The organism is Agromyces cavernae (assembly GCF_021044935.1).
GTDB classification, from domain to species: Bacteria; Actinomycetota; Actinomycetes; order Actinomycetales; family Microbacteriaceae; genus Agromyces; species Agromyces cavernae.
Map to the genome: position 1 here is coordinate 52,777 of NZ_JAJNMP010000002.1, position 24,416 is coordinate 77,192.

A 24,416-nucleotide genomic window follows, 5' to 3' on the forward strand; every position below is an offset into this window, starting at 1 on the left:
CTCGACTCGGGCACCCGCCATGACGAGTGCTCGCGCGTCATCAAAGAGAACGGGCGGCGCCGCCCCGCTGTTCCGTATCACACGCCTGCGCGCTGTGACTTCCCTGTGAGCGTCGGGCCGCGTTGCGCTCGCACGGCGCCGTGACGACGTCGGTAGCCTGACGACATGGGTGACCAGCAGCCGACTCGGTCGAAGCAGGGCGGGACTGGGCCGTTCGCCGCAGTCTCGACGTTCGGCCGGCGCGTGATCGCCTGGGCGCTGGTTCGGAAGCCCGTGCGGGCGGTGTTGCTCTACCTCGAGCACCACGGTCCGATGCTCGCCGACAGCGTCACATATCGCGCGCTCTTCTCGGTGTTCGCCGGGGTGTTCCTCGGGTTCGCCATCGCGGGGGTGTGGCTCGCCGGTCGCCCCGATGCGATCGATGCCCTCGTCGACACGCTCGACGCGGTCATTCCGGGACTCGTCGGCGACGACGGGCTCATCGATCCCGACGACCTCGTGCAGCCGCTCACCCTCAGCATCGCCGGCGCGCTCGCGCTCGTCGGCCTCGTCGGTGCGGCGATCGGTGCGATCGGGTCGCTGCGCATCGCATTCCGCAGCCTCGGCGATCTGCCCGACGACCAGACCTTCTTCGTCTGGATCGTCGCACGCGACCTCGTGCTGGCGGTCGGATTCGGAGTGCTGCTCGCCGCGACGGCAGCCGTGACGTTCTTCGGCACGGCGGCAGTCGACACCGTGTTCGGTTGGTTCGGTGTCTCGAATCGCGATCCCGCCTACGACGGGACGGTCCGGGTGCTCTCGATCGTCCTGATCCTCGTGATCGACACGGTGGTGGTCGCGGCGATGTTCCGGATCCTGTCCGGGCTTCGGCCGAGTGCGCGCTCGCTCTGGAGCGGCGCCGTGATCGGCGGCATCGGCCTCACCGGACTGCAGGAACTCTCGAGCCTGTTCGTGCGCGGGGCGACGGCCAATCCGCTGCTGGTGTCGTTCGGCTCGCTCATCGCCCTGCTGCTGTGGTTCAACCTCTCGAGCCAGGTCATCCTGATCGCCGCGGCCTACATCGTCACGGGCATCGACGACGAGCACGATCGGGTGGGGGCGCGGTACGGGGCTCCGACGATCGCGATGCGGCGGATGCAGCGCGCGGAGCGCCGCGCGTCGATCGCGGCCGCCGAGTTGGCCGATGCCCGCGCCGTGGTCGAGCGCGAGCGGGCGGCATCCCGCGGCGGGTGAGCCTGCGGCGGCCCTTCCGGTGCATCGTCGTCGGCCACGAGAATGGGCGGATGCCCACCGTGCAGCAGCTCGTCCGCTCCGTCATCGCTCCGATCACCCGCACCCGGGTGTTCCGGGCCCTCGCGCCGGTCGTGCTGCCGCCGCTCGAATGGGTGGTCGGGCGCGTCTCGGGCGGGCGCGTGCAGTTGAGCGGGCTGCTCGTCCCGTCGCTCGTGCTGCACACGATCGGCGCGAAGTCGGGCGAGCCGCGTGACACCCACCTGATGTACACGGCCGACGGCCGTGGCCGGGCGATCGTCGCCGGCACGACGTTCGCGCAGGAGCGGCATCCGGGGTGGACCTACAACCTGCTCGCGCACCCCGATGCCTCGATCACGGTCCGTGGCCGGCGCATGCCGGTGCGGGCGAGCCTCATCGGCGACGAGGAGCGCGATGAGGCGTGGGCTCGCATCGAGGCGCAGTGGCCCGGCTATCGCGGCTACGAGCGCGACTCTGGGCGCCAGGTGCGGCTGTTCCGCTTGCAGCCGGTCGCCGACCGGCGCGGTCCCGCGATGTGACGCGCTACGGTTCGGTGGGGCCGACGTTCGCGCCTGATTCGGCGAGCAGGCGCACGACGCGACGGATGACGGGACTGCCCGCCATCGAACGGCGGTAGGCGACGCGCACCTCCCGCACCTGACTATGGTCGCGGAGCGGCCGGGCAACGGCGCCGGCGGGAAGCGGAGCGCGCCCGAGTCGCGGGACCAGTGCGATGGCGACGCCATTGCGCGCGAGCTCGACGAGTGACGCGAAGTCGGGGTCTTCGAGGATCACCTTGGGCACGGTGCCGAGGTCGGCGAAGATGCGCATGAGGGCTTCGTGGCAGATCGCCCCGGTGGGCGTCGACGCCCAGAGTTCGTCGACGAGGTCGGCGCGTTCGATGTCGTCGTGGCGTGCGAGCGGATGTGCCGCCGAGAGCACGATGTCGGCCTCGTCGAAGCAGAGGTGCTCGCTCACGACATGGGCGGGCGTGACGAGCGGTACGGAGTTCCAGTTGTGCACGATGGCGAGATCGACGATGCCGTCGGCGACCATGCCCATGGCATCGACCGGGTCGACGCTCGTGACGGTTGCGGCGATCGGCGCGTCGTCGGTGCCGAGGTCGCGCAGCAATGGCCCGACGAGGCCGCGTGTCGCGGTCGAGAACGATGCGATGCGCAGCGGTGCAGATCGTCGCACTTCATTGGCGGCCAGTGCCTCGAGACGCTCGAGGCCCGCGAGCAGTTCGCGGCCCTCGCTCGCGAGCACCCGGCCTCGGTCGGTGAGCAGCACGCCGCGCCCACGCCGCTCGAGCAGCACCGCGTCGAGGTCGCGTTCGAGCTTCTTGACCTGCTGTGAGACGGCGGACGCGGTGTAGCCGAGCCGGTCGGCAGCGGCCACGACCGACCCGTCGCGGTCGACGGCCACGAGCGCCCGGAGGCCCTGAAGATCAATCATGAAGAAATCGTACGCTTTCATGTCAACGATTCGGAACTGGTGGTTCATGGAGTCCGGTGGAATGCTGGACGCGTGACCCCCAGACATCTCGCCCTCGGAGTGCTCGTCGCGACCATATGGGGCGTGAACTTCGTCGCGATCGATCTCGGACTCGGCGACACGCCGCCACTCGTGCTCGTCGCGCTCCGGTTCCTGCTCGTCGCCGTGCCGCTCGTCTTCTTCGTGCCGAAGCCGGATGCGCCGTGGTCGCTCATCGTCGGCATCGGGCTCTTCATGAGCGCCGGGCAGTTCGGGTTGCTGTTCACCGCCATGCACCTCGGCCTGCCGGCCGGACTCGCCGCCGTCGTGCTGCAGTGCCAGATGATCTTCACCCTGATCATCGGGGCGCTCGCGCTGCGTGAGCGACCGACCCGCATGCAACTCCTGGGTGCCGTCGTGGGCGTCATCGGGCTCGGCGTGGTCGCGCTCGGGCGACTGGCCGCCGCGCCCGGGCTCGCGGCGGTCGTGCCGATGCTCGTCTGCGTGGCCGCCGGACTCAGCTGGGCCGTCGGCAACGTGATCTCCCGGCGGGCGTCGGGCGCGAGCGGATTCGGCATCGTCGTCTGGTCGGCGCTCGTCGTTCCGCTGCCGGTGCTCGCCCTGAGCCTCGTGCTCGACGGCCCCGCGGTGGTCGGCGATGCCTTCGCGACGATCGGCTGGCAGACCATCGTGAGCGTCGCCTACACCGCGGTGCTCGCCTCGCTCGTCGGCTACACGATCTGGAACATGCTGCTGGGCCGATACCCGGCCGCGCTCGTCGCACCGTTCGCCCTGCTGGCCCCGCCGGTCGGGCTCGCCGCGGCCGCGCTCGCGCTCGGCGAGGTGCCCAACGCACTCGAACTCGCCGGCAGCGTGCTGCTCGTCGGCGGCGTGGCAGTGGGTCAGCTCCGCCGTCGATCGCATTTGCGCCCGACCGGAACGGCTCGATCCGAGTCGGCTCCGGTGTTGCGGGGTTAGCATCGGGGCATGTGCAGGAACATCCACACCCTCCACAACTTCGAACCGGCCGCGACGGGCGACGAGGTCCACGCGGCGGCGCTGCAGTACGTGCGCAAGGTGAGCGGATCGACGAAACCGTCGAAGGCGAACGCCGAGGCGTTCGAGCGAGCAGTCGCCGAGATCGCGCACATCACGCAGCACCTGCTCGACGATCTCGTCACCACGGCCCCGCCGAAAGACCGCGACGTCGAGGCTGCGAAGGCACGTGCGCGCGCCGCCCGTCGCTACGCCGAACTGCCCGCGAGCGCGTAGGCGCGTACCCCGAGTCGGCGCTTCGGCGCGCGGCGAGGTCCGTGCGCTTCGGGCGTCGAGGGGAGTAGCGTCGCTGGCATGGCCGCCGACGCGATCGAGCTCACTGTCCCAGGTCCGCACGGCGATCGTGCCGTGCGCATCTCGAGTCCGACGCGGGTGATCTGGCCCGAGGCCGGCATCACCAAGCGCGAACTCGCCGAGTACCTCGTCGCGGTCGGCGATGCGTTCGTCGCGGCGAACGGCGATCGACCGATCTCATTGCAACGGTTCCCGGGCGGCGTCGACGGCGAGCAGTTCTTCTCGAAGAACCCGCCGAAGGGCGCGCCCGAATGGGTGCGTTCGGTGCCGGTGACCTACCCGAGCGGTCGCAGCCACCCACAGCTCGTCGTCGACGAGCCGGCCACGGCCGTGTGGGCGGCGCAGATGAACACCATCGTGTTCCACCCGTGGGCGTCGCGCGCCGGCCGCAGCGACAATCCCGACCAGCTGCGCATCGACCTCGACCCGCAACCCGGCACCGGTTTCGCCGAGGCCGTGCCCGTCGCCCTCGCGCTTCGCGAGTTGCTCGCCGAGGTCGACCTCACCGCGTTCGTGAAGACGTCGGGCAGCCGCGGCATCCACGTCTTCGCGCCGATCGAGGCCGAGCACGAGTTCCTCGACGTGCGCCACGCGGTCATCGCGCTCGGACGCGAGCTCGAGCGGCGCATGCCCGATGACGTCACGACCAAGTGGTGGAAGGAGGAGCGCGGCGACCGCATCTTCATCGACTACAACCAGGCCAACCGCGACCGCACGATGGCGGGTGCGTACAGCCCGCGCCCGCTTCCGGCCGCGACCGTGTCGTGCCCGATCGAGTGGGACGAGATCGAGACGACCGACCCGGGCGAGCACACCATCCGTACCGTGCCGGCGCGGCTCGCCGAACGCGGCGACCCGTGGGCGACGATGCACGAGAACCCCGGCCGTATCGACACCCTGCTCGAGTGGTGGCGACGCGATCTCGATGCCGGACTCGGCGAACTGCCGTTCCCGCCCGACTTCCCGAAGATGCCCGGTGAGCCGATGCGGGTGCAGCCGAGCCGCGCGCGCAACCCCGACTGATCGACGGGGCGAGGCTGCCGCCGGCGGCGTCAGTCGAGTGCCGCGGTCTCTGCGTAGCCGGGTGTCCCCGCCGGCACGACGAAGCCCCCGTGCGCGATGGCGTGGGCGGCGTCGGCGATCGCGCCGAGGGCGACGCGGAACAGCAGCGAACCTGTGCTGACCCGTGCAACGCGCAGGCCGGCGAGTTCCGCCACCGTGATCGATGGTTGCGCCAGCACGTTCAGCGGCGCCGGGATGTCGCGCACGAGCGCCGCCACCGTCGACAGCGACAGCGTGCCGGGCACGAACACCCCGGTTGCGCCGGCGGCGAGGTAGCGCCGCCCACGGGCGACGGCGGCGGCGTGACGCGCGGGTTCGTCATCGTCGCCGTCGAGCCAGAACGGGTCGGTCCGCGCGTTGACGTACAGGCCGGGTGCCGAGGCGGCGATCGCCGCGACCTTCGCCGCAGCGTGCTCCACGTCGACGAGGCGGCACGAGGCATCCGAGTCCTCGATGTTCACGCCGACGACGCCGAGGTCGGCGAGGGCTGCCGCGTATCGGCCGACCTCGTCGGGGTCGTCGGAGAATCCCGCCTCGAGGTCGACGGTCACGGCGATGCCCGTGCCGGCGATGCGCCGGGCCAGTTCGAATGTCTCGTCGGCGATGTCGCCGACCCCGTCGCGCTTGCCCGCGGTGACGGCGACCCCGAGGCTCGTCGTGCCGACCACGTCGTGACCTGCGGCGGCCAGCCAGCGCGCGGACGCGAGGTCCCAGGCGTTCGGGAGCACGAGGGGTGCACCGGGCCGGTGCAGGGCACGGAACTCAGCGGGCGTCAGCATGGTCGGCCTCCCGGGGGGTTCGGCTCGGGAGCACGGAGTGCGCGGGTGGCGGTGTGTTCGGCGGTGGTCGACGCAGCTCGTCGATGACGGCCGCGGCGATCGCGAGCGAATGGTGCGAGCGATCGGGGCCGTGCCGCGAACGCCTGCACCAGCAGTTGCACGCGGAGCGCAGCCTCCTGCCCGGTGGCCCCGGAGGCGGTGAGCAGCCGATCGACGGCCGCGTCCTCGGCCGAATCACTGGGCTGTTCCGCTCCATCGACCCGGTCCGGCGCGTGTCCGCTCGCATACCGGTCGGCGATCGACTCGACGAACGGCGGGAGCGCATCCGCATCTCGGAAGCCGAGACTGCGCGCAAGCGCCGTCACCGGCACGTGCCGCGCCACGGCGTCGAGGTCGGGATCGCCTCCGCTCGCCTCCACCCATCGCCGTGTGCGCGCTGCGGCGATCGCGCCGAGTTCCGTGAGGTCAAGGGCCGCGAGCATCGCCGCGAGGCGCTCTCGGCGTGCGTCGTGCACGGGACCGTTCGCGAACCGCGACGCGAGCGCACGGAACCGGTCGAACGGGGTCGTGGCTGAGGCATCCGCCGTGGGCACGGTGAATCGCGGGTCGACGAGCACTCTCGCCACGTCGGCGCGGTCGAGGATCTCGGTCATGCCTCGACGATAGGCCCGCGACACTTCGATGACGGGCGAAGCGTCGTCGACGTATCGTGTCGGTATGCATGGAGACGCCGACCTCGCCGCACCCGCACGGCTCATGGGCGAGCCCGCCCGGGCCGCGATGCTCGTGGCGCTCCTCGACGGCCGCGCCCTGCCGGCGAGCGACCTCGCCGCCATCGCGGGCGTGAAGCCGCCGACCGCGAGCGCTCACCTCGCCCAGCTGGTCGACGGCGGACTCGTCACCGACCGTCGCATCGGCAGGCACCGGTACTTCGCGCTCGCCGGCCCCGAGGTCGCGAGCGCCGTCGAGGCGCTGCAGCGCATCGCACCGAGGCGCGAGGTCGCCTCGTACGCCCAGTCGGCGACCGCAGCGCGGCTCGCCGAGGCGCGTTCATGCTACGACCACCTCGCGGGCAGGATCTCCCTCCAGCTGGCGGACGCGCTCGTCGCCGAGGGCGCGCTCGCGCCCCTCGTCGCCGGCGAGCCGGGCCGCATCCTCGCGGCCGACGGCGCACTCGCTCGCCGGCTCGGTCTCGAGCAGGCGACGACGCCGGTCCCGTCACGGCGTCCGGCCGTGCGCGGATGCCTCGACTGGACCGAGCGACGCCCGCATATCGCCGGCAGGCTCGGCGCCCACCTCCTCGACCGCCTGCTCGCCGAGGGCTGGGTCGCGCGGGTGCCGGGCGACCGCTCGCTCCGCATCAGCGAAGCAGGACGGGCGGCCTTCGCCAGCTTCGCCTGACGAGCGCGGACCTTCGAGCGACCCGGTCTGCGACGCCGACGCCGACGCCGCATCCCTCGCTGCCGACGACGTCGACGTCAGACGGCGATGTCGCGCTTCGCGTGCGGAAGCCGGGGTGCTCCGTGCACCTCTCGGTGCAGTCGCTCCATGCGCGCGTCGAGCTCCGACGCGGTATGCGCGGCATCCGTCAGGCCGTCGAGCAGTTCCTGCGGGATCTGCTTGTCGTACTTGTAGTAGATCTTGTGCTCGAGGCTCGCCCAGAAGTCCATGGCGATCGTTCGGATCTGCACCTCGACGGCCACCGGATGCGCCCCGGTCGACAGGAACACGGGTACCTCGACGATCACGTGCAGGCTCTGGTAGCCGTTCTCCTTCGGCTCCTTGATGTAGTCCTTGACCTTCAGCACGCGGATGTCGCGCTGCGCCGTGAGCAGTTCGAAGATGCGGTAGGCGTCGGAGACGAAGCTGCACGTGATGCGTACGCCTGCGATGTCGGTGATGGTGTCGCGGATCGTGTCGAAGGTCGGTTCGACGCCCTTGCGCCGCATCTTGTCGATGACGCTGTCGAGGCTCTTCAGCCGGCTCGAGATGTGCTCGATCGGGTTGTAGTCGTGCGTCTGGCTGAACTCCTCGCGCAGGATCGAGAGCTTGGTGATCACCTCGTCCATGCCGAACTTGTAGCGCAGCATGAACCGTTCGGTCTCGTCGCGCAGCGCCCGCATCTCGTCGAGTGTCTGCCCGTCGATCGTCTCGAGGGTGCGCTGGGCGCGGTCGGTGAGCATGGGCGGGGTCTTCGGATGTCTCGTGGACTGGATTCCGTCGAGCGGGGTCACGTGCTCCACCGTAGGGTGCGATCCTCTGCGTTGCCTTTGATTCGGCCCCGGAATCCGTGGTTGGGCACCGGAGTTCGCTGCGGGCGGATCGGTACGCTCGAGTCATGGCTGAATGGCACAGGGTGGCGCCGGGCATCCACCAGCGTCGATACGATCCGTTCGACATCTCGATCGTCGTCATCGAGGGCGACGGCGGTGTGCTGCTCGTCGACACCCGGGCCGAGCCCGGCGAGGGCGAGGCGCTGCGCGACGACGTGCGCGCGCGTTTCGACCGACCCGTGCGATGGGTCGTGAACACGCACGCGCACTTCGACCACACGTTCGGGAATCAGGCCTTCGGACCGGGAACGTCGGCGGATGCCTCGATCCACGGTCATGAGAACATCGCGACCCATTTCGCCGAGCATGAGGGACCGCGGCTGGCCGCGTGGCGGGCCGACCCGACGCGGGAGCCCGGGCGGCACTGGCACGACGTGCGGCTGACGGCCCCGACGCATCCGGTCGGCACGCCGACGACGCTCGATCTCGGGGGCCGCATCGTGGAACTCCTCCCGCAGCCGCCGGCGCACACCGACACCGACCTGGTCGTGTTCGCCCCGGCCGAGCGCGTGTGGATCGTCGGCGACCTCGTCGAGGAGTCGGGGCCGCCGATGTACGGCTCGGGGAGCTTTCCGCTGGAGTGGCCGGGCGTCCTCGCCGCCCTCGCCGACGGCATGGCGCCGGGCGATCTCGTCATCCCCGGTCACGGGCGAGTCGTCGATCGCGCGTTCGTCGTACGCCAGGCCCGCGATCTTCAGCTCGTCGCCGATCGGTTCCGTGCCGCGCACGACGACGGCCTCACCGCGGCCGAGGCGCTCGCGCGCCACCACGACTGGCCGATCCCGCTCGACTTCCTCGTCAGCGCGGTCGAGCGCGCGTACACCCAGCTCGATCAGACGTCGCCGTCGACGTAGTACCAGCGGCGCCCCTCGCGGGCGAAGCGGCTCGTCTCGTGCAGCTCGCCGCGGTCGCCTTCGGTGCGATACCGGGCGACGAACTCGACGACGCCCGAGATGTCGAGCGGTCCGCCGCGCTCGGTGCGCACGATGTCGAGGCGGTACCAGTGCAACGACGCATCGGTCTCGAGCGCGGTCGGTCGGGTCGACGGATGCCACGTCGCGAGCAGGTAGCCGGCATCCCCGACGACGAACGCCGAATAGCGCGAACGCATGAGCTGCACCGCGGTCGGAGCATGCACCGACCCGCCGAGGAATGGTCCGCAGCAGGCGCCGAAGACTTCGCCGCTCAGGCAGGGGCAGCGGTCGCCGGGAGCCGGCGCGGGAGGGGTGTCGGCGGTGGGCATGCCTCAAGTATCGAGGGCCGCGCCCATGGTCTGCACAGGTGAAGCTGAGGAACTGTCCAGTTTCACCCGGCAGAGTGTCTGACTTGTGCCCGCGCTCGGGGGCCGTTCCCCAACACATCACAGCCGAGCGACCCACTGGAACTCATGCGCAACGACACCTCAGCCACGCCCGAAACCGAACTCGACTCGCTCCACCCCCGCCGCGGGGCCCGCCGCAGGCGCACGAACCGAAAGCGCCTCGTCATCGCCGGCGCCATCGCCGCGACCGGCCTCATCATCGGAACCGGCTTCACCGTGCAGTCCGCGATCGCAACGCAGGCGGGCATCGACGCGACCACCGCCCTCACGGATTCGACGGGCCTGCAGCAAGATCAGCTCGGTGCGTACGAGACGATCGCCGCCGCGCGCACGCGCGCGAACGCCGAGGACACGATCACCGCAGCGAACGCCACGCTGGCCGCCGTCGACGGGAAAGTGGACTCCTCGAGCCTCGCCTCGTCGGTCGCCTCGCTCGGCGAGTACGAGACCCTCCCGGTCGACGACATCGTCTACCTTGCGGCCCAGACGCGCGCCGAGGCGGAGAAGGCCCGGGTCGCCGCAGCCGAGTACGACCGCGTACAGGCCGAGAAGGCGAAGGCGGCTGCCGAGGCGCTCGCACGCCAGAACACGCCCGATGGCGCGAAGGCGGCCGCACGCGAGCTCGGCGCCTCGAAGTACGGCTGGGGCGAGGGCGAGTTCCAGTGCCTCGTCCAGCTGTGGCAGAAGGAGTCGGGATGGTCGTACACGGCCATGAACGCGTCGAGCGGCGCGACCGGCATTCCGCAGGCGCTCCCCGGCAGCAAGATGGCCTCGGCCGGCGCCGACTGGCAGACGAACGCCGCGACGCAGGTCGCGTGGGGTCTCGGCTACATCGCCGAGCGCTACGGCAACCCCTGCGGGGCGTGGTCGCACTCGCAGGCCGTCAACTGGTACTGATCGGCCGGTGGTCGACCTCGGTCAACCGCGCTCGACGAGCGGGGTGAATCGCTCGAGCTCGTCGCCGAGTCCGAGGTCGATCACGCGCAACTCACCCGCGTAATCGGCGCCGGGCTCGAGCAGCAGCCCGGCCTTCGCCGCGCCGAACGTGACGGTGACGTCTGCGGCGAGCACGGCCGGGTCGGGCACCGAACCATCGTCGGGATGGATCCCACTCGGCAGATCGACGGCGATGACCATCGGACGGTCGGCCGCGGACAGCACGGGAAGCACACCGACGACGAGCTCACGTGCGCGACCGCGCAGTACCGGATCGGCGCTCGTTCCGGTGCCCAGGATTCCGTCGATGATCACGGATGCCCCTGCCGCGAGCCGCGCGATCTGCGCGGGCTCGACCTCGTCGGCGATGCGAACGCCCGACTGCTCGGCCGCCGCGCGTGCCTCGGGGTGCAGGCGCTGTCCGGTCGGGACGACCTCGACCCGCACGCCCTCGCCCGCGAGTTCGGCGGCGGCGAACAGGGCGTCCCCGCCGTTGTCGCCGGTGCCGGCGAACACGAGCACCGATGGCGTCGGGGCCGCCCGCCGAGTGAGCTGCTCGCGCACGACGGCGGCCAGCGCGGCCGCGGCCATGCGCATGAGCGGCTCGCCACGTTCGAGGTGGGGCTTCTCGGCCGCTCGCACCTGCGCGGCGGTGTACCCGGCGACCATCAGCTCAAGCGTTCGTCGAGCATCGACTGCCGATCGGGATGCCGGTCGAACCACTCGCCGACGTACCAGCAGCTCGGAACGATGTGGCGGGTCGACGTCGCCTCGACGTCGTCGACCGCGAACTCGACGAGCTCGCCGGCAAGGCCCGCCCCGCGGTAGGTCGGATTCGTGAACGTACGGGTGAAGGCGACCGCCTCGCCGAGCACTCGGTAGTCGAGCACGCTCGCGATGCCGCCCTCGACCCGCAGCACGTAACGGCGGGCGTCGGGTTCATGACTGAGTTCCTTGCGCACGCCCTCAGGCTACGCCGCCCGCGCTCAGCGCCCGCGCAGGCGGTCGAGGTCGCGCCGCTCGCGCTTCGTCGGGCGCCCCGCGCCGCGGTCGCGCGTACCGACCGCCGCCACCGTCTCCCGCGGAGGGGGCGGGGGAGTGCGGTCGTCGACCGCCTCGGCAGCGAGCGCCGCCGAGACGCGCTTGACGAGAGTGCGCCGCACGACGAGCTGCCGGTCGAACCCCGAGATGCGCACCCGGACCTCGTCGCCCGGCCGCACAGGTTGCGCCGCCTTCGCCCGCTCACCGTTCACCCGAACATGCCCGGCGCGGCATGCAGCCGTCGCCGCCGAGCGGGTCTTGAACTGCCGCACCGCCCACAACCACGCATCGATGCGTACCGGTGAGTCGCCGTTCATGTCACAAGCCTACGGCTCATGCCGAGATCCCAGCCGAGTAGGCCATGCTGGAGGAGTGAGTGCGAAGAGCGGCGACGCCTGGGTCGAAGGCCCGAGCGGCGCGCGCTACTGGGGGCGCTACGGCGCGGCGGGCCTGCTCGCCGTGAGCCCGCAGCGCGAGGTACTGCTGCAGCACCGCGCGCACTGGAGCCACTTCGGCGGCACCTGGGGCATGCCCGGGGGTGCTCGGCACGAGCATGAGAGCGCCATCGACGCGGCGGTGCGCGAAGCCGGCGAAGAGGCGGGCGTACCGCCCGGCCTGATCGTCGTCCGGTTCACCTCCGTGCTCGACCTGGGCTACTGGTCGTACACCACGGTCGTCGCCGACGCGACCGAGCGGTTCGAACCGGTCGTCAGCGACCCCGAGAGCATCGAACTCCGATGGATCGCCGTCGACCGGGTGGCGGAGCTCGACCTGCACCCGAGGTTCGCCGAGTCCTGGCCCGCGCTCGCCGCGCAGGTCTGATCGCCGACGCTCCGGGCGGCGCCAGTGCGGCGAGGCCTCTCGTGGTGTGGCGTGACCGTGAGGCCGACACACGAGCACGCACCCGGGCCGATTCGCACGGCTCGATAGGATCGAGTCGTGGCTGGGGAGCGCTCGGGGGAGATCGGTTCGGAGGTCTGGACGATCCCGAACATCCTGAGCATGCTCCGGCTCGCGCTCGTGCCCGTCTTCCTCGTGTACATCGTGCTCGGCGACTACGTCGTCGCGCTCGTGGTGCTCGTCGTCGCGAGCCTCACCGACCTGCTCGACGGCTACCTCGCGCGGCGGCTCGGCCAGATCACGCGCCTCGGCCAGCTGCTCGACCCCGCGGCCGACCGCCTGTACATCTTCGCCGCCCTCGTCGGCCTCGCCGCGCAGCAGCTGGTCCCGTGGTGGATCGTCGTCGTCATCGTCGCTCGTGACGTGTTCCTCCTGATGCTGGGCGTCGTCCTCGCCAACCACGGGTTCGGTCCGCTACCGGTGCACCAGCTCGGCAAGGTCGCGACGTTCGCCCTCTTCTTCGGGCTGCCGGTGATCATGCTCGGGCTCGCGTTCCCCGCGATCGCTCCCGTGAGCGAACCGATCGGCTGGGCCATCACGCTCTGGGGTGCGTTCCTCTACTGGTGGGCGGGCATCATCTACGCGATCGAGACCTCACGGGCCATCCGTATTCCCCGGGTGGCAGACGACTCTCGATCCGATACGCTGGGAGAAGGAGGTTAGCCGTGGCGGATTCCGACATGACACAGCCCGACGGTGCGAACGAGACGGGAGACGGGTTGTCAACGCCTACCTCAGAGCACGTCGTCGCCGATGCCGACGGCGACACCACGATCGGGTTCAGCCGTGACGCTGCGGCGCAGCTCAGCGCGCTCGATGCCGACACGACGGCCGAAGAGCAGGAGGCGATCGCGGCGCTGCCGTCGGGCTCGGCACTGCTCATCGTGCGTCGTGGCCCCAACAGCGGTGCGCGGTTCCTGCTCGACACCGATGTGACGGTGGTCGGCCGGCACCCCGATGCCGACATCTTCCTCGACGACGTCACCGTCTCGCGCAAGCACGCAGAGTTCGTGCGTCACCGCACGGCGTTCGAGGTCAAAGACCTCAGCTCGCTGAACGGCACCTACTTCGACGGGGTGCGCATCGAGACCGCTCTGCTGAGCGACGGCGCGGAAGTGCAGATCGGCAAGTACCGACTCACGTTCTACGCATCGCGGCGCGACCTGGCCCCGGTAGCGAGCGAGTAGTGGCGAGCACCGCTGCGTCGTCGCGCGCGAGCGGCCCAGAACCACTTCTCGGCATCGGCCAGGTGCTCGCGGCACTTCAGCCCGAGTTCCCCGAGCTGACGCCCTCGAAGCTGAGGTTCCTCGAAGAGCAGCGGCTGGTCTCGCCCGCGCGGACGGCCGCCGGATACCGCAAGTTCTCGCCCGCAGACGTCGAACGCATCACGGTTGTGCTCGCCATGCAACGCGACCATTACCTGCCGCTCAAGGTCATCCGCACGCATCTCGAGGCGATCGACGCCGGCGAGACGCCTGCGCTGCCGGGCGCCACGAGCGCCGCGGCGTTCCTCGGCGCCGCCCGCCGGCTGCGGCGCGACGAGCTGATCGCCGAAGCCCGTGCGACGCGGGCCCTGCTCGACGACGCGATCTCGGCATCGCTGCTGCCTGCGGCCGAGCACTACGGCGATGAAGCGCTCGGCGTGTTGCGTGCGCTCGTCGCGCTACGAGCCGTCGGCATCGAGCCCCGACACCTTCGTGGCGTGCGTGCCGCGGCCGAGCGCGAGGCGGCGCTCGTCGAGCGCGCGATCGCCCCGTCGAGGCGCGCCGATGCGTCGGACAAGGCCCGCGCCGCCGAGCAGGGCCGCGAGCTCGCGGGGCATCTCGAGACCGTGCACTCGAGCGTCGTTCGAGCGACGCTTTCGCGACTCGCGCGCTGATCGCGCGACACGCCGTGACGTTCGGTCCGATGTGTTTGGCCGGAGACCCCCTCGTCGGTAGCGTTATGCACATGCCGTCGGGGAGCCGGTAGGAGAGCGAGGGGCGAACAGATGAGTGAGACCGTACCCTCGCGTTACGACCTCGGACTCCTGTTCACCGACGGCCTGCCCGAGTACGAAGACGGCACCGGCTATCGGGGCGCCGTCGCCGCCCGCGCGGCCGGTATCAGCTACCGTCAGCTCGATTACTGGGCTCGCACGCAGCTCGTCGAACCCACCGTCCGCGGTGCCGCGGGGTCGGGCTCGCAGCGGCTCTACGGCTTCCGAGACATCCTCGTGCTGAAGCTCGTCAAGCGACTGCTCGACACCGGCATCTCGCTACAGCAGATCCGCACCGCGGTCACGCAGTTGCGCGAGTCCGGCGTCGAAGACCTGGCGCAGACCACGCTCATGAGCGATGGCGCGAGCGTCTACCTGTGCACCTCCGACGACGAGGTCATCGACCTCGTCAACCGCGGCCAGGGCGTGTTCGGCATCGCCGTCGGCAAAGTGCTTCGCGAGGTCGAGTCGACACTCGTCGAGCTCGACACCCAGTCCGCAGACCCCCTCGACGAGCTGGCCGCGCGGCGCGGTGCCAAGTCGCGCAAGATCTCCTGATCGCGCGCTTCTCGCTCCCGGTTCGTCACACGGCGTCACAGTCGGCGACGACGAATGTGCCTCGTGGAGGGTCATCCGCTCGGTGCTGAATGGTGCGAGAACCGCGCGTCAGATGACGTGGGATTCGACCGCGAGCGGTGCGGCGCCGGCGTACTCGCCGATGCGAGCCGTACGCAGCACCCGGTCGAGCAGCTGGTCGAAGTTCGCCGACATCTCTTCGGCGCTCTCGCCCGGCCACATGTGCAGCGGCTTCGCCGCACCTTGCGCCTGCTGCAGCGAGGTGCGCTCGGGCAGCTGCGGCGAGAGCACGAGCGGGCCGAACATGTCGCGCAGCTCTTTGATGCGGAACTGGTGCTCGAGCGATTGGACGCGAGCGCGGTTGACGATGATGCCGAGCGGCTGCAGGCGGGGCGAGAGGCCGCGGCGGATCTCTTCGATCGCGCGCAGGGCGCGATCGGCGGCGGCGACCGAGAACAGGCCCGGCTCGGTGACGACGGCGACGCGGTCGCTCGCGGCCCACGCGGTGCGGGTGAGTGCGTTCAGCGACGGCGCGCAGTCGATGAGCACGAGCTCGTAGTCGGCCTCGACGTTGGCGAGCGCCTCTTCGAGCTTCCAGATGTCGCGGATCGAGGGATGCGGGCCGTCGTAGTTGATCGCCGAGGGGCTGCCGATCATGACGTCGATCGTGGAGCCGGGGTTCGACCTCGTCCACCCGCTCGGAGCGATCGCCGACCGCACGATCTTCTCTTTGGGTGAGGCGAGCACGTCGGCGACATTGAGGTGGCCGGCGACCTGGATGTCCATGCCGGTCGACACGTCGGACTGTGGATCGAGATCGACGACGAGGGTACGGACGCCGCGGGCGAAGGCCGCCGACGCCATTCCGAGGGTGACGGTGGTCTTGCCGACGCCGCCCTTCAGCGAGCTGACGGAGAGAACGTGCACGAACAGATACGTTACCTTTACTACTCGGGCGATACCTAAACGTTCGCTGTGCGGATTCCGGTCGGAAAGGCTTGCATGTTCACGAAGATCCTGGTTGCCAATCGCGGTGAGATCGCCATTCGCGCGTTCCGTGCCGCTGTCGAGGTCGGTGCGAAGACGGTCGCGGTCTACCCCGTCGAAGACCGCAACTCACTGCACCGGCTGAAGGCCGACGAGGCGTACCAGATCGGCGAGCCCGGGCACCCGGTTCGGGCCTACCTCGACGTGAGCGAGATCATCCGCGTCGCGAAGGAGTCCGGCGCCGACGCCATCTACCCCGGCTACGGGTTCCTCTCGGAGAACCCCGAGCTCGCTCAAGCTGCCGCCGAGGCGGGCATCGCATTCATCGGCCCGCCGAAGCACGTGCTCGAGATGGCGGGCAACAAGGTCACCGCGAAGGAGCACGCGATCGCCGCCGGGGTGCCGGTGCTGAAGTCGACGCCGCCGTCGCGCGACATCGAGCAACTCGTCGCCCAGGCCGACGAGATCGGATTCCCGGTCTTCGCCAAGGCCGTCGCCGGAGGCGGCGGTCGCGGCATGCGCCGCGTCGACTCGAAGGACGATCTGCGCGCCGCGCTCGAAGAGGCCATGCGCGAGGCCGACAGCGCCTTCGGCGACCCCACGATGTTCCTCGAGCAGGCAGTGCTGCGGCCCCGCCACATCGAGGTGCAGGTACTCGCCGACGCCTCGGGCGAGACCGTGCACCTCTTCGAACGCGACTGCTCGGTGCAGCGGCGCCACCAGAAGGTCATCGAGATCGCGCCGGCGCCCAACCTCTCCGACGACGTGCGGGCGGCTCTCTACCGTGACGCCGTCGCATTCGCGCGATCGATCGGCTACGTGAACGCCGGCACGGTGGAGTTCCTGCTCGACACCGTCGGCGAGCGTGCCGGCAAGCACGTGTTCATCGAGATGAACCCGCGCATCCAGGTCGAGCACACCGTGACCGAAGAGGTCACCGACGTCGACCTCGTCGTGTCCCAGATGCGCATCGCGGCGGGGGAGTCCCTCGCCGAGCTCGGGCTCACGCAAGACTCGATCCGCCTGCGCGGTGCGGCGCTGCAGTGCCGCATCACGACCGAAGACCCGACGGCCGGTTTCCGCCCCGACACCGGCAAGATCACCACGTACCGGTCGCCCGGCGGCGCCGGCATCCGCCTCGACGGCGGCACGATCAACCCCGGTGCGCAGATCAGCCCGCACTTCGACTCGATGCTCGCGAAGCTCACCTGCCGTGGCCGCGACTACACCGCGGCGGTCGCACGCGCCAAGCGCGCTCTCGCCGAATTCCGCATCCGGGGCGTGGCGACGAACATCCCGTTCCTCCAGGCGGTGCTCGACGACGCGGCGTTCGTCGACGGCGACCTCAGCACCTCGTTCATCGACGAGCGCCCGCAACTGCTGCGCGGACGCGTGTCGAAGGACCGCGGCACGAAGATCCTCAACTGGCTCGCCGACGTCACCGTGAACCAGCCGAACGGCCCGGCGCCCATCAGCGTGAGCCCCGTCGAGAAGCTGCCCGCGATCGACCTCGCACAGCCGGCGCCGTCGGGATCGCGTCAGCGACTGCTCGAACTCGGCCCGACCGGCTTCGCCGCCGCGCTGCGGGCGCAGACTCCGGTCGCCGTCACCGAGACGACCTTCCGCGATGCGCACCAGTCACTCCTGGCCACCCGCGTGCGCACGAAGGACCTCGTCGCGGTGGCACCGTACGTCGCGCGCCTGACCCCCGAGCTGCTCTCGGTCGAAGCGTGGGGCGGGGCGACGTACGACGTCGCCCTCCGGTTCCTCGGCGAAGACCCGTGGGAGCGGCTCGCCGCGCTCCGCGAGACGCTGCCGAACATCAACATCCAGATGCTGCTGCGTGGTCGCAACACCGTCGGCTACACCCCGTACCCCACCGAGGTGACCGACGCGTTCGTCCGCGAGGCATCCGCAACCGGCGTCGACATCTTCCGCATCTTCGACGCGCTGAACGACGTCGAGCAGATGCGGCCGGCGATCGAGTCGGTGCTCGAGACCGGGCACTCGATCGCCGAGGTCGCGCTCTGCTACACGGGTGACCTGCTCGACCCGGCAGAAGACCTGTACACGCTCGACTACTACCTGCGCCTCGCTGACCAGATCGTCGACGCCGGGGCACACGTGCTCGCGATCAAGGACATGGCCGGTCTCCTGCGGCCCGCGGCCGCAGCCCGCCTCGTCGGCGCCCTGCGTGAGCGGTTCGACGTGCCCGTGCACCTCCACACCCACGACACCGCCGGCGGCCAGCTCGCGACGCTGCTCGCAGCGGCCGACGCCGGCGTCGACGCGGTCGACGTCGCGAGCGCGCCGATGGCGGGCACCACGAGCCAGCCGTCGGCATCCTCGCTCGTCGCCGCCCTCGCCCACACCCCGCGCGACACGGGCATCTCGCTCGACGCAGTCTCCGACCTCGAGCCCTACTGGGAAGCGGTGCGACGCCTGTACCGGCCGTTCGAGTCGGGCCTGCCCGGACCGACAGGCCGCGTGTACCACCACGAGATCCCCGGAGGGCAACTCTCGAACCTGCGCCAGCAGGCGATCGCGCTCGGCCTCGCCGACGACTTCGAGCTCATCGAGGACATGTACGCCGCTGCCGACCGCATCCTCGGTCGCGTGCCCAAGGTCACCCCGTCGTCGAAGGTCGTCGGCGACCTGGCACTGCACCTCGCCGCGGTGAAGGCCGACCCCGCCGACTTCGCCGAGAACCCCGACAAGTACGACGTGCCCGACTCGGTCATCGGCTTCATGGCCGGCGAACTCGGCGACCTGCCCGGCGGGTGGCCCGAGCCGTTCCGCACGAAGGTGCTCGCCGGCCGCGATGTGCGCATCGGCGTGACTGAGCTCACCGACGACCAGCGCGCCGCCCTCGAGGCCGACAGCGCGACGCGCCGGGCGACCCTGAACGCGCTGCTGTTCCCGGCCCCGACGCGGCAGTTCGAGCAGATCCGCGAGCTCTTCGGCGACCTGTCGGTCGTCGACACGGCCGATTACCTCTACGGCCTGCGGCCCGGCTCCGAGCACGTCGTCGAGATCGCCAAGGGCGTGCGGCTCTACGCCGGTCTCGAGGCCATCGGCGAGGCCGACGACAAGGGCATGCGCACCGTCATGACGATCCTCAACGGCCAGTTGCGCCCGGTGTTCGTGCGCGACCGCGGCATCGTCGTCGAGTCGCGGGCGGCCGAGAAGGCCGATGCCTCGCAGCCCGGCCAGATCGCCGCGCCGTTCTCGGGCGTCGTCACGTTGCAGGTCGAGGTCGGCGCCGAGATCGTCGCCGGCCAGAGCGTCGCATCGATCGAGGCGATGAAGATGGAGGCCGCCATCACCTCGCCCGTCGCCGGTGTCGTCGAGCGGGTCGCGATCCCGAAGACGCAGCAGGTCGAGGCCGGCGATCTGCTCGTGGTGGTGCGTGCACGGTAGGCTGTCCCGTGGAATGGCGCTGATGAGGAGGGGTATCGGTGGCTGACGACACGACAGATGACCGAGCCGGGGCACGCCGCGGAGGCGTTGCGCGCACCGCGGCGGCCGGCCACGGCGAACCCGAGCCGACGACCGGGGCGCATGCGGCGAGGCGTGCGTCCGAGAACCTGAATCTCAGGGTCGACCTCCCGCCGGCGCCGGTGCGCGAGGTGCCCGAAGACGAGGTGGCCGTCGCGATCGACGACGTCTCGGTGAACCCGACCGCCCTCGTCGACGGCGATTCCACCACCCGATCGGTCGAGGTGATCACCCCGGCGCTCTCGCACGGCGCCTACCGCAGCGCGGCCCGGCGCGACCCCTCGCCGTACGGTGCGCTCCTCGCGGCCGATGCCTCGCGAGCACGTCGCGAGCGACTTCGCGACGAAGCGGCAGCGCAGGTCGCCGTCGTCGAATCCCCGGGCGAGGCGCCGGTTCCCGCCGAAGTGCCCGAGACGCCCGAATCACTCACTCCCGACCGCCTGATCGACCTCAACCGAACGACCCGACCTGCGCCGCAGGGCGGGCTGAACCGCCTGGTCTACGAAGCTTCGCTCCACCTCGTGAACCTCGGCGATTCGGCCAAGGTGCGCGCGCACAAGGCCCTGAGCCAGCGCATCCAGAAACGGTTCGAGGGCGGCGCCCGGTTCGTCCCGGTGCTCACGCGCAAGGGCGGCGTCGGCAAGACGACGATCACCGCGCTGTTGGGCATGGCGTTGGCCGACGCCCGCGACGACCGCATCATCGCGATCGACGCGAATCCCGACCGGGGCACGCTCGCCGAGCGCGTCGACCGGCAGACGCGCGAGACGGTGCGCGACGTCGTCGTCAAGGCATCGTCGATCGGTGGCTACACCGACTTCTCCAAGTTCGTCTCCCGCGATGAGACACGCCTCGACATCCTCGCCTCCGACACCGACCCCACCCTCTCCGAGGCGTTCGACGACAACGACTACAACGTCGTCGCGGGCCTGGCCGCGCGGTATTACTCGCTCGTGCTCACCGACTGCGGCACGGGCATCGTGCATTCGGTCATGCGCGCGACGCTGCAGCGCGCCGACTCGATCGTCATCGTCTCGGGCGGCAGCGTCGACGAGGCGCGTCTCGCATCCGAAACGCTCACCTGGCTCGAGGCGAACGGCTTCGGTGAACTCGTACGCAACGCGGTCGTCGCGATCAACCTCGCGACGCAGGGCACGCACCTCGTGAAGGTCGACGAGATCGAGGCGCACTTCCAGTCGCGTGTTCGCGAGATCGTGCGCATCCCATACGACCCCCAGCTCGCCGCCGGTTCCGTGGTGAACTGGAAGGAACTCCGCCCCGTCACGCAGCACGCGGCGCGAGAACTCGCCGCCCTCGTGGTGGAAGGCCTGCCCGCCGAGCGCGGGCACTGATCGGAGCGCAATTGCCGGAACGTCCCATTCGCCTGTTCGGCGACCCTGTCTTGAAGACCGTCTCAGCCCCCGTCGAACAGGTCGACGATCGCGTGCGCGCGCTCGTGACCGACCTCGTCGACAGTGTGCGCGTTCCCGGGCGAGCGGGCGTCGCGGCGTCGCAGATCGGAGTCAACCTGCGCGCGTTCAGCTACAACGTCGACGGCGAGGTCGGCTACATCCTCAACCCCGAGATCGTCGAGGTCTCGGGCGACAAGCAGTTGATCGACGAGGGGTGCCTGTCGGTACCCGGTCTCTGGCACAAGACACCGCGCTATCCGTTCGCACGGGTTCGCGGCATCGACCTCGACGGCAACGACATCGAGCTCGCGGGCGACGGACTCATGGCGCAAGCCCTGCAGCACGAGGTCGACCACCTCGACGGGTTGCTCTACCTCGACCGTCTCGAGAAGGACGAACGGCGCAGCGCGATGAAGGCCGTGCGGGAGTCCGACTGGTTCTGACGTTCACCGATTCCGGCATCGGCTCACCGATGCCCGGCATCGTGAGCGCGAAGTGGGGCTCCGCGGAGAATTCCGCGGAGCCCCTCTGTCGTCGCTCGGAAGGTCAGCTCACGATCGAGTGACCCTCGGTGGCCGGCGCGCCCGAGTACATCGCCTCGATCTGAGGCGAGAAGTCCTCGAGGATGATGTTGCGCTTGATGCTCATCTTCGGGGTGAGGTGGCCGCTCGCCTCGGTGAACTCGGTCGTGAGGATCGTGAACTTGCGGATCGACTCCGCGCGCGACACGGTCTCGTTCGCTGCGTCGATCGCTCGCTGCACCTCGGCGTTGACCGCGGGGTTCACGGCCGCCTCGTCGAGCGACATGCCCGCGTCTTCGCCGTTGTTGTTGAGCCACACGGGCAGCATCTCGGGGTCGAGCGTGACGAGCGCCGAGATGAAGGGCTTCTTGTCGCCCACCACGACGACCTGGCCCACGAGCGGGTTCGCTCGGATCGGGTCTTCGAGCGCTGCGGGCGAGACGTTCTTTCCGCCCGCGGTGACGATGATCTCCTTCTTGCGCCCGGTGATGGTGAGGAAGCCGTCTTCGTCGAACGAACCGAGGTCGCCGGTCTTGAACCATTCGCCGTCGAACGACGCGGCCGTCGCCTCGGGGTTGTTCCAGTACTCCTTGAACACGTCGATGCCCTTGACCTGGATCTCGCCGTCGTCGGCGAGTCGGATCGAGACGCCCGGCAGCGTAGGGCCGACCGTGCCGATCTTCGACTTCGTCGCGAGGTTCACCGTGGCGGGCGCCGTGGTCTCGGTGAGGCCGTAGCCCTCGAGGATCGTGATGCCGAGCGAGTGGTAGAAGTGGCCGAGGCGGGGACCGAGCGGCGCTGATCCCGAGACGGCGTACGTGACATTGCCGCCCATCGCCGCACGCAGCTTCGAGTAGACGAGCCGGTCGAACAGCGCGAACTTGACCTTGAGGCCGAAGGGGATCTTCTTGCCCTCTTCGAGCAGCGCCGAGTGCTCGACGGCGGCGTCGGCAGCGGCACGGAAGATCTTGCCCTTGCCGCCCGCCTCGGCCTTCTGCTCGGAGACGTTGTACACCTTCTCGAACACGCGCGGCACCGCGAGCAGGAAGGTCGGCTTGAAGCTGCCGAGCGACGGCAGCAGCTGCTTCGTGTCGGCCTGGTGGCCCACGCGCACGCCGGCGTGCACCGCGAGCACGGCGATGAACCGCGCGAAGACGTGGGCGGTCGTGATGAACAGGAGCGTCGACGCGCCGGGGGTGTTCACGACCTCGTCGAGCGCGACCGCAGCGTTGCGGGAGAGCTCGACGAAGTTCGAGTGGGTGAGCACGCACCCCTTGGGCTTGCCGGTGGAGCCCGACGTGTAGATGAGGGTCGCGATGTCGGACCCGACGGCGAGGTTGCGGCGCCGCTCGATCTCTTCGTCGGACACGTCGACGCCGGCGGCGGCGAGCTTGTCGAGGTCGCCGAGGTCGATCTGCCAGGTATTGCGGATCGCGGGGAGCTCGGGGTGCACCTCGTCGAAGCGCGCGAAGTGGTCGGGAGTCTCGACGATCATCGCGACGGCTCCCGAGTCGCCGAGGTTCCAGCGCACCTGCGTGGGCGAGCTCGTCTCGTACACGGGCACGAGCACTGCGCCGGCGAACCAGGTGGCGAAGTCGACGAGGGTCCACTCGTAGCGCGTCTTGCTCATGAGCCCGATCTTGTCGCCCGGCTGGATGCCGGCGGCGACGAGGCCCTTGGCGAGCGCGATGACCTGGTCGTAGAACTCGCGCGTGGTGACGGGGGACCAGCCGCCGTCGGCAGTGGGAAGGGAGAACAGCACCAGGTCGGGCGTCGCGGCGACGCGATCGACGAGCAGGTCGGTGGCGTTCGCCTGAGGGTCTGGGGCGACCACGGCTGGCGTGGTGAATTCGATCACGGTAGCTCCTTCGGCACCGGGCGTGTCGCGCCGTGGTCGAGTCTGTGCGCGGCCTCGGCATTGGGGTCGTCTACACTCTAGTCGTTGCTCGCGTCGGCTTCTCGCCCGGGCACGCCCATGCCTCATCCCCCCTGAAAGGCGGCTCCCCGGGTGCACGCGATCGGTATCGACATCGGCGGGACGAAGATCGCCGGAGCGGTCGTCGACGAACTCGGCACGATCGTGCGCAGCGAGCGCGTGCCGACTCCCGCAGGCGATGTGGCGAAGCTCGAGGACGCCGTCGTCGCCATGATCACTTCGCTCGCGGCCGACGACGGGGTCGCGGCCGTCGGCGTCGCCGCGGCCGGGTTCATCGACGCCGCCCAATCGATGGTCTATTACGCACCGAACATCGACTGGCGCAACGAGCCGTTCCGCGAGAAGCTCGAGGCCCGCGTCGGCAAGTCGGTCGTCGTCGACAACGACGCCAATGCCGCCGGCTGGGCGGAGTTCCGCTTCGGCGCGGGTCGCATGGTGAGCGACATGGTGATGCTCACGATCGGCACGGGCGTCGGCGGCGCCGTCGTGGCCGGTGACCGCCTCTTCCGCGGCGGCTTCGGCGCGGGCGCCGAGCTCGGCCACATGCGCGTCGTCCCCGATGGGCTCGCGTGCGGTTGCGGGCAGCGCGGATGCCTCGAACAGTACGGTTCCGGGCGCGCATTGCTGCGCATGGCGAACGAGGTCGCCGATGCCGGGGGAGTCGGACGTGCCCTCGCCCAGGCCCGCGACGAGCACGGAACCCTCGACGGGCGACTCGTCGGTGCGCTCATGATGGCCGGTGACCCCGGCGCGCTGACCGCCCTGCGCGAACTCGGCCACTGGCTCGGCCAGGCGGCGGCGAGCCTCTCGGCGATCCTCGATCCGCAGCGGTTCGTGTTCGGCGGCGGGGTGGCCGAAGCCGGCGAGCTGCTGCTCGAGCCGATCCGCGAGGCCTACGCCGAGCACCTTCCGGCTCGCGGCTACCACCCCGAGCCCGACTTCGTCATCGCCGAGCTCGTGAACGATGCGGGCGTGGTCGGGGCGGCCGACCTTGCGCGGGTGTGGGTCGCCGAGCACGCGTGACGTGCTGGCGCTAGGCTGAAGTGCTGCGTCAGGGGA

27 protein-coding genes are annotated in these 24,416 nt (G+C 70.3%); 17 read left to right on the top strand and 10 right to left on the bottom strand.

The window, feature by feature from the left end; all coding sequences use genetic code 11:
- Nucleotides 1-165: 165 nt before the first annotated feature.
- Nucleotides 166-1,233, top strand: coding sequence for a YihY/virulence factor BrkB family protein (locus LQ757_RS06290; RefSeq protein ID WP_231046380.1), 1,068 nt, complete (start codon nt 166-168; stop codon nt 1,231-1,233).
- A gap of 50 nt (nt 1,234-1,283) precedes the next feature.
- On the top strand, nt 1,284-1,790 hold the full coding sequence (locus LQ757_RS06295; protein ID WP_231046381.1) for a nitroreductase family deazaflavin-dependent oxidoreductase: 507 nt from the start codon (nt 1,284-1,286) through the stop codon (nt 1,788-1,790).
- Between the two features lie 4 nt (nt 1,791-1,794).
- Here the strand turns inward: LQ757_RS06295 and LQ757_RS06300 are convergent, their stop codons facing one another.
- Nucleotides 1,795-2,709, bottom strand: coding sequence for a LysR family transcriptional regulator (locus LQ757_RS06300; protein WP_231046382.1), 915 nt, complete (start codon nt 2,707-2,709; stop codon nt 1,795-1,797).
- Between the two features lie 72 nt (nt 2,710-2,781).
- On the opposite strand from LQ757_RS06300, the gene LQ757_RS06305 reads away from it, so the two are divergent.
- From LQ757_RS06305 to ligD, 3 genes are all read left to right on the top strand, one after another.
- Nucleotides 2,782-3,705, top strand: coding sequence for an EamA family transporter (locus tag LQ757_RS06305; RefSeq protein ID WP_231046383.1), 924 nt, complete (start codon nt 2,782-2,784; stop codon nt 3,703-3,705).
- A 9-nt stretch (nt 3,706-3,714) separates the two neighbouring features.
- Nucleotides 3,715-3,999 (top strand): DUF2277 domain-containing protein, encoded by a 285-nt coding sequence (locus LQ757_RS06310; protein WP_231046384.1) that lies wholly within the window; start codon nt 3,715-3,717, stop codon nt 3,997-3,999.
- Between the two features lie 78 nt (nt 4,000-4,077).
- Entirely contained in the window at nt 4,078-5,100 is a 1,023-nt protein-coding gene (ligD, locus tag LQ757_RS06315; protein ID WP_231046385.1) for a non-homologous end-joining DNA ligase, read from the top strand.
- Nucleotides 5,101-5,129: 29 nt separating this feature from the next.
- On the opposite strand, the gene LQ757_RS06320 is transcribed toward ligD, so the two are convergent.
- Together LQ757_RS06320 and LQ757_RS06325 are read right to left on the bottom strand one after the other, a co-directional pair.
- Nucleotides 5,130-5,918, bottom strand: a complete 789-nt coding sequence (locus LQ757_RS06320; protein WP_231046386.1) for an isocitrate lyase/PEP mutase family protein — start codon at nt 5,916-5,918, stop codon at nt 5,130-5,132.
- The gene (locus LQ757_RS06325) at nt 5,912-6,571 is read right to left on the bottom strand and encodes a cytochrome P450 (RefSeq protein ID WP_231046387.1); all 660 of its coding nucleotides are present in this window, start codon (nt 6,569-6,571) and stop codon (nt 5,912-5,914) included. Before LQ757_RS06325 ends, LQ757_RS06320 begins: the two co-directional genes overlap by 7 nt.
- Nucleotides 6,572-6,635: 64 nt before the next feature.
- Between LQ757_RS06325 and LQ757_RS06330 the strand changes: the two genes are divergently transcribed.
- On the top strand, nt 6,636-7,319 hold the full coding sequence (locus tag LQ757_RS06330; protein ID WP_231046388.1) for an ArsR/SmtB family transcription factor: 684 nt from the start codon (nt 6,636-6,638) through the stop codon (nt 7,317-7,319).
- A 77-nt stretch (nt 7,320-7,396) separates the two neighbouring features.
- On the opposite strand, the gene LQ757_RS06335 is transcribed toward LQ757_RS06330, so the two are convergent.
- Entirely contained in the window at nt 7,397-8,041 is a 645-nt protein-coding gene (locus LQ757_RS06335; RefSeq protein ID WP_372459650.1) for a GTP pyrophosphokinase, read from the bottom strand.
- A 215-nt stretch (nt 8,042-8,256) separates the two neighbouring features.
- Between LQ757_RS06335 and LQ757_RS06340 the strand changes: the two genes are divergently transcribed.
- Complete coding sequence (locus LQ757_RS06340) at nt 8,257-9,105, top strand: MBL fold metallo-hydrolase (RefSeq protein WP_231046389.1); 849 nt, start codon at nt 8,257-8,259, stop codon at nt 9,103-9,105.
- Here LQ757_RS06340 and LQ757_RS06345 read toward each other — a convergent pair.
- A complete protein-coding gene (locus LQ757_RS06345) occupies nt 9,084-9,494 on the bottom strand; it encodes a YchJ family protein (protein ID WP_231046390.1) in 411 nt (136 codons plus the stop codon). The genes LQ757_RS06340 and LQ757_RS06345 overlap by 22 nt on opposite strands.
- Before the next feature lie 144 nt (nt 9,495-9,638).
- Here LQ757_RS06345 and LQ757_RS06350 point away from each other — a divergent pair, with 144 nt between their 5' ends.
- The gene (locus LQ757_RS06350) at nt 9,639-10,469 is read left to right on the top strand and encodes an aggregation-promoting factor C-terminal-like domain-containing protein (RefSeq protein WP_231046391.1); all 831 of its coding nucleotides are present in this window, start codon (nt 9,639-9,641) and stop codon (nt 10,467-10,469) included.
- A gap of 21 nt (nt 10,470-10,490) precedes the next feature.
- Here LQ757_RS06350 and LQ757_RS06355 read toward each other — a convergent pair whose 3' ends face one another.
- From LQ757_RS06355 to LQ757_RS06365, 3 genes are read right to left on the bottom strand one after another with little or no spacing between them, the layout of a single operon-like run.
- Nucleotides 10,491-11,177 carry an NAD(P)H-hydrate epimerase gene (locus LQ757_RS06355; RefSeq protein ID WP_231046392.1) on the bottom strand — a complete coding sequence of 229 codons (687 nt, stop codon included), beginning with the start codon at nt 11,175-11,177 and terminating at the stop codon, nt 10,491-10,493.
- The gene (locus LQ757_RS06360; RefSeq protein ID WP_231046393.1) at nt 11,177-11,470 is read right to left on the bottom strand and encodes a GNAT family N-acetyltransferase; all 294 of its coding nucleotides are present in this window, start codon (nt 11,468-11,470) and stop codon (nt 11,177-11,179) included. Before LQ757_RS06360 ends, LQ757_RS06355 begins: the two co-directional genes overlap by 1 nt.
- 24 nt (nt 11,471-11,494) lie before the next feature.
- Entirely contained in the window at nt 11,495-11,866 is a 372-nt protein-coding gene (locus tag LQ757_RS06365) for an RNA-binding S4 domain-containing protein (RefSeq protein WP_231046394.1), read from the bottom strand.
- A gap of 55 nt (nt 11,867-11,921) precedes the next feature.
- On the opposite strand from LQ757_RS06365, the gene LQ757_RS06370 reads away from it, so the two are divergent.
- The 5 genes from LQ757_RS06370 (at nt 11,922) to LQ757_RS06390 (ending at nt 14,985) form a co-directional block, all read left to right on the top strand.
- Nucleotides 11,922-12,371: an NUDIX hydrolase gene (locus tag LQ757_RS06370; RefSeq protein WP_231046395.1), complete on the top strand. Its 450-nt coding sequence runs from the start codon at nt 11,922-11,924 to the stop codon at nt 12,369-12,371.
- Nucleotides 12,372-12,488: 117 nt separating this feature from the next.
- On the top strand, nt 12,489-13,112 hold the full coding sequence (locus LQ757_RS06375; protein ID WP_231046396.1) for a CDP-alcohol phosphatidyltransferase family protein: 624 nt from the start codon (nt 12,489-12,491) through the stop codon (nt 13,110-13,112).
- Nucleotides 13,113-13,129: 17 nt separating this feature from the next.
- Nucleotides 13,130-13,636, top strand: a complete 507-nt coding sequence (locus LQ757_RS06380; protein WP_231046397.1) for an FHA domain-containing protein — start codon at nt 13,130-13,132, stop codon at nt 13,634-13,636.
- Complete coding sequence (ftsR, locus tag LQ757_RS06385; RefSeq protein ID WP_231046398.1) at nt 13,636-14,328, top strand: transcriptional regulator FtsR; 693 nt, start codon at nt 13,636-13,638, stop codon at nt 14,326-14,328. The genes LQ757_RS06380 and ftsR overlap by 1 nt, the downstream gene beginning before the upstream one ends.
- Nucleotides 14,329-14,439: 111 nt before the next feature.
- The gene (locus LQ757_RS06390) at nt 14,440-14,985 is read left to right on the top strand and encodes a MerR family transcriptional regulator (RefSeq protein WP_231046399.1); all 546 of its coding nucleotides are present in this window, start codon (nt 14,440-14,442) and stop codon (nt 14,983-14,985) included.
- A gap of 108 nt (nt 14,986-15,093) precedes the next feature.
- On the opposite strand, the gene LQ757_RS06395 is transcribed toward LQ757_RS06390, so the two are convergent.
- Nucleotides 15,094-15,930: a ParA family protein gene (locus tag LQ757_RS06395; protein WP_231046400.1), complete on the bottom strand. Its 837-nt coding sequence runs from the start codon at nt 15,928-15,930 to the stop codon at nt 15,094-15,096.
- A gap of 75 nt (nt 15,931-16,005) precedes the next feature.
- Between LQ757_RS06395 and LQ757_RS06400 the strand changes: the two genes are divergently transcribed.
- The 3 genes from LQ757_RS06400 to def are packed head-to-tail and all read left to right on the top strand — an operon-like array spanning nt 16,006 to nt 21,343.
- Nucleotides 16,006-19,410 carry a pyruvate carboxylase gene (locus tag LQ757_RS06400; RefSeq protein ID WP_231046401.1) on the top strand — a complete coding sequence of 1,135 codons (3,405 nt, stop codon included), beginning with the start codon at nt 16,006-16,008 and terminating at the stop codon, nt 19,408-19,410.
- Nucleotides 19,411-19,448: 38 nt separating this feature from the next.
- Complete coding sequence (locus tag LQ757_RS06405; protein ID WP_231046402.1) at nt 19,449-20,840, top strand: MinD/ParA family ATP-binding protein; 1,392 nt, start codon at nt 19,449-19,451, stop codon at nt 20,838-20,840.
- 11 nt (nt 20,841-20,851) lie between these two features.
- Nucleotides 20,852-21,343 carry a peptide deformylase gene (def, locus tag LQ757_RS06410; protein ID WP_231046403.1) on the top strand — a complete coding sequence of 164 codons (492 nt, stop codon included), beginning with the start codon at nt 20,852-20,854 and terminating at the stop codon, nt 21,341-21,343.
- Nucleotides 21,344-21,446: 103 nt separating this feature from the next.
- Here the strand turns inward: def and LQ757_RS06415 are convergent, their stop codons facing one another.
- On the bottom strand, nt 21,447-23,279 hold the full coding sequence (locus tag LQ757_RS06415) for an AMP-dependent synthetase/ligase (RefSeq protein WP_231046404.1): 1,833 nt from the start codon (nt 23,277-23,279) through the stop codon (nt 21,447-21,449).
- 150 nt (nt 23,280-23,429) lie between these two features.
- On the opposite strand from LQ757_RS06415, the gene LQ757_RS06420 reads away from it, so the two are divergent.
- Complete coding sequence (locus LQ757_RS06420; RefSeq protein ID WP_231046405.1) at nt 23,430-24,380, top strand: ROK family glucokinase; 951 nt, start codon at nt 23,430-23,432, stop codon at nt 24,378-24,380.
- Nucleotides 24,381-24,416 lie beyond the last annotated feature (36 nt).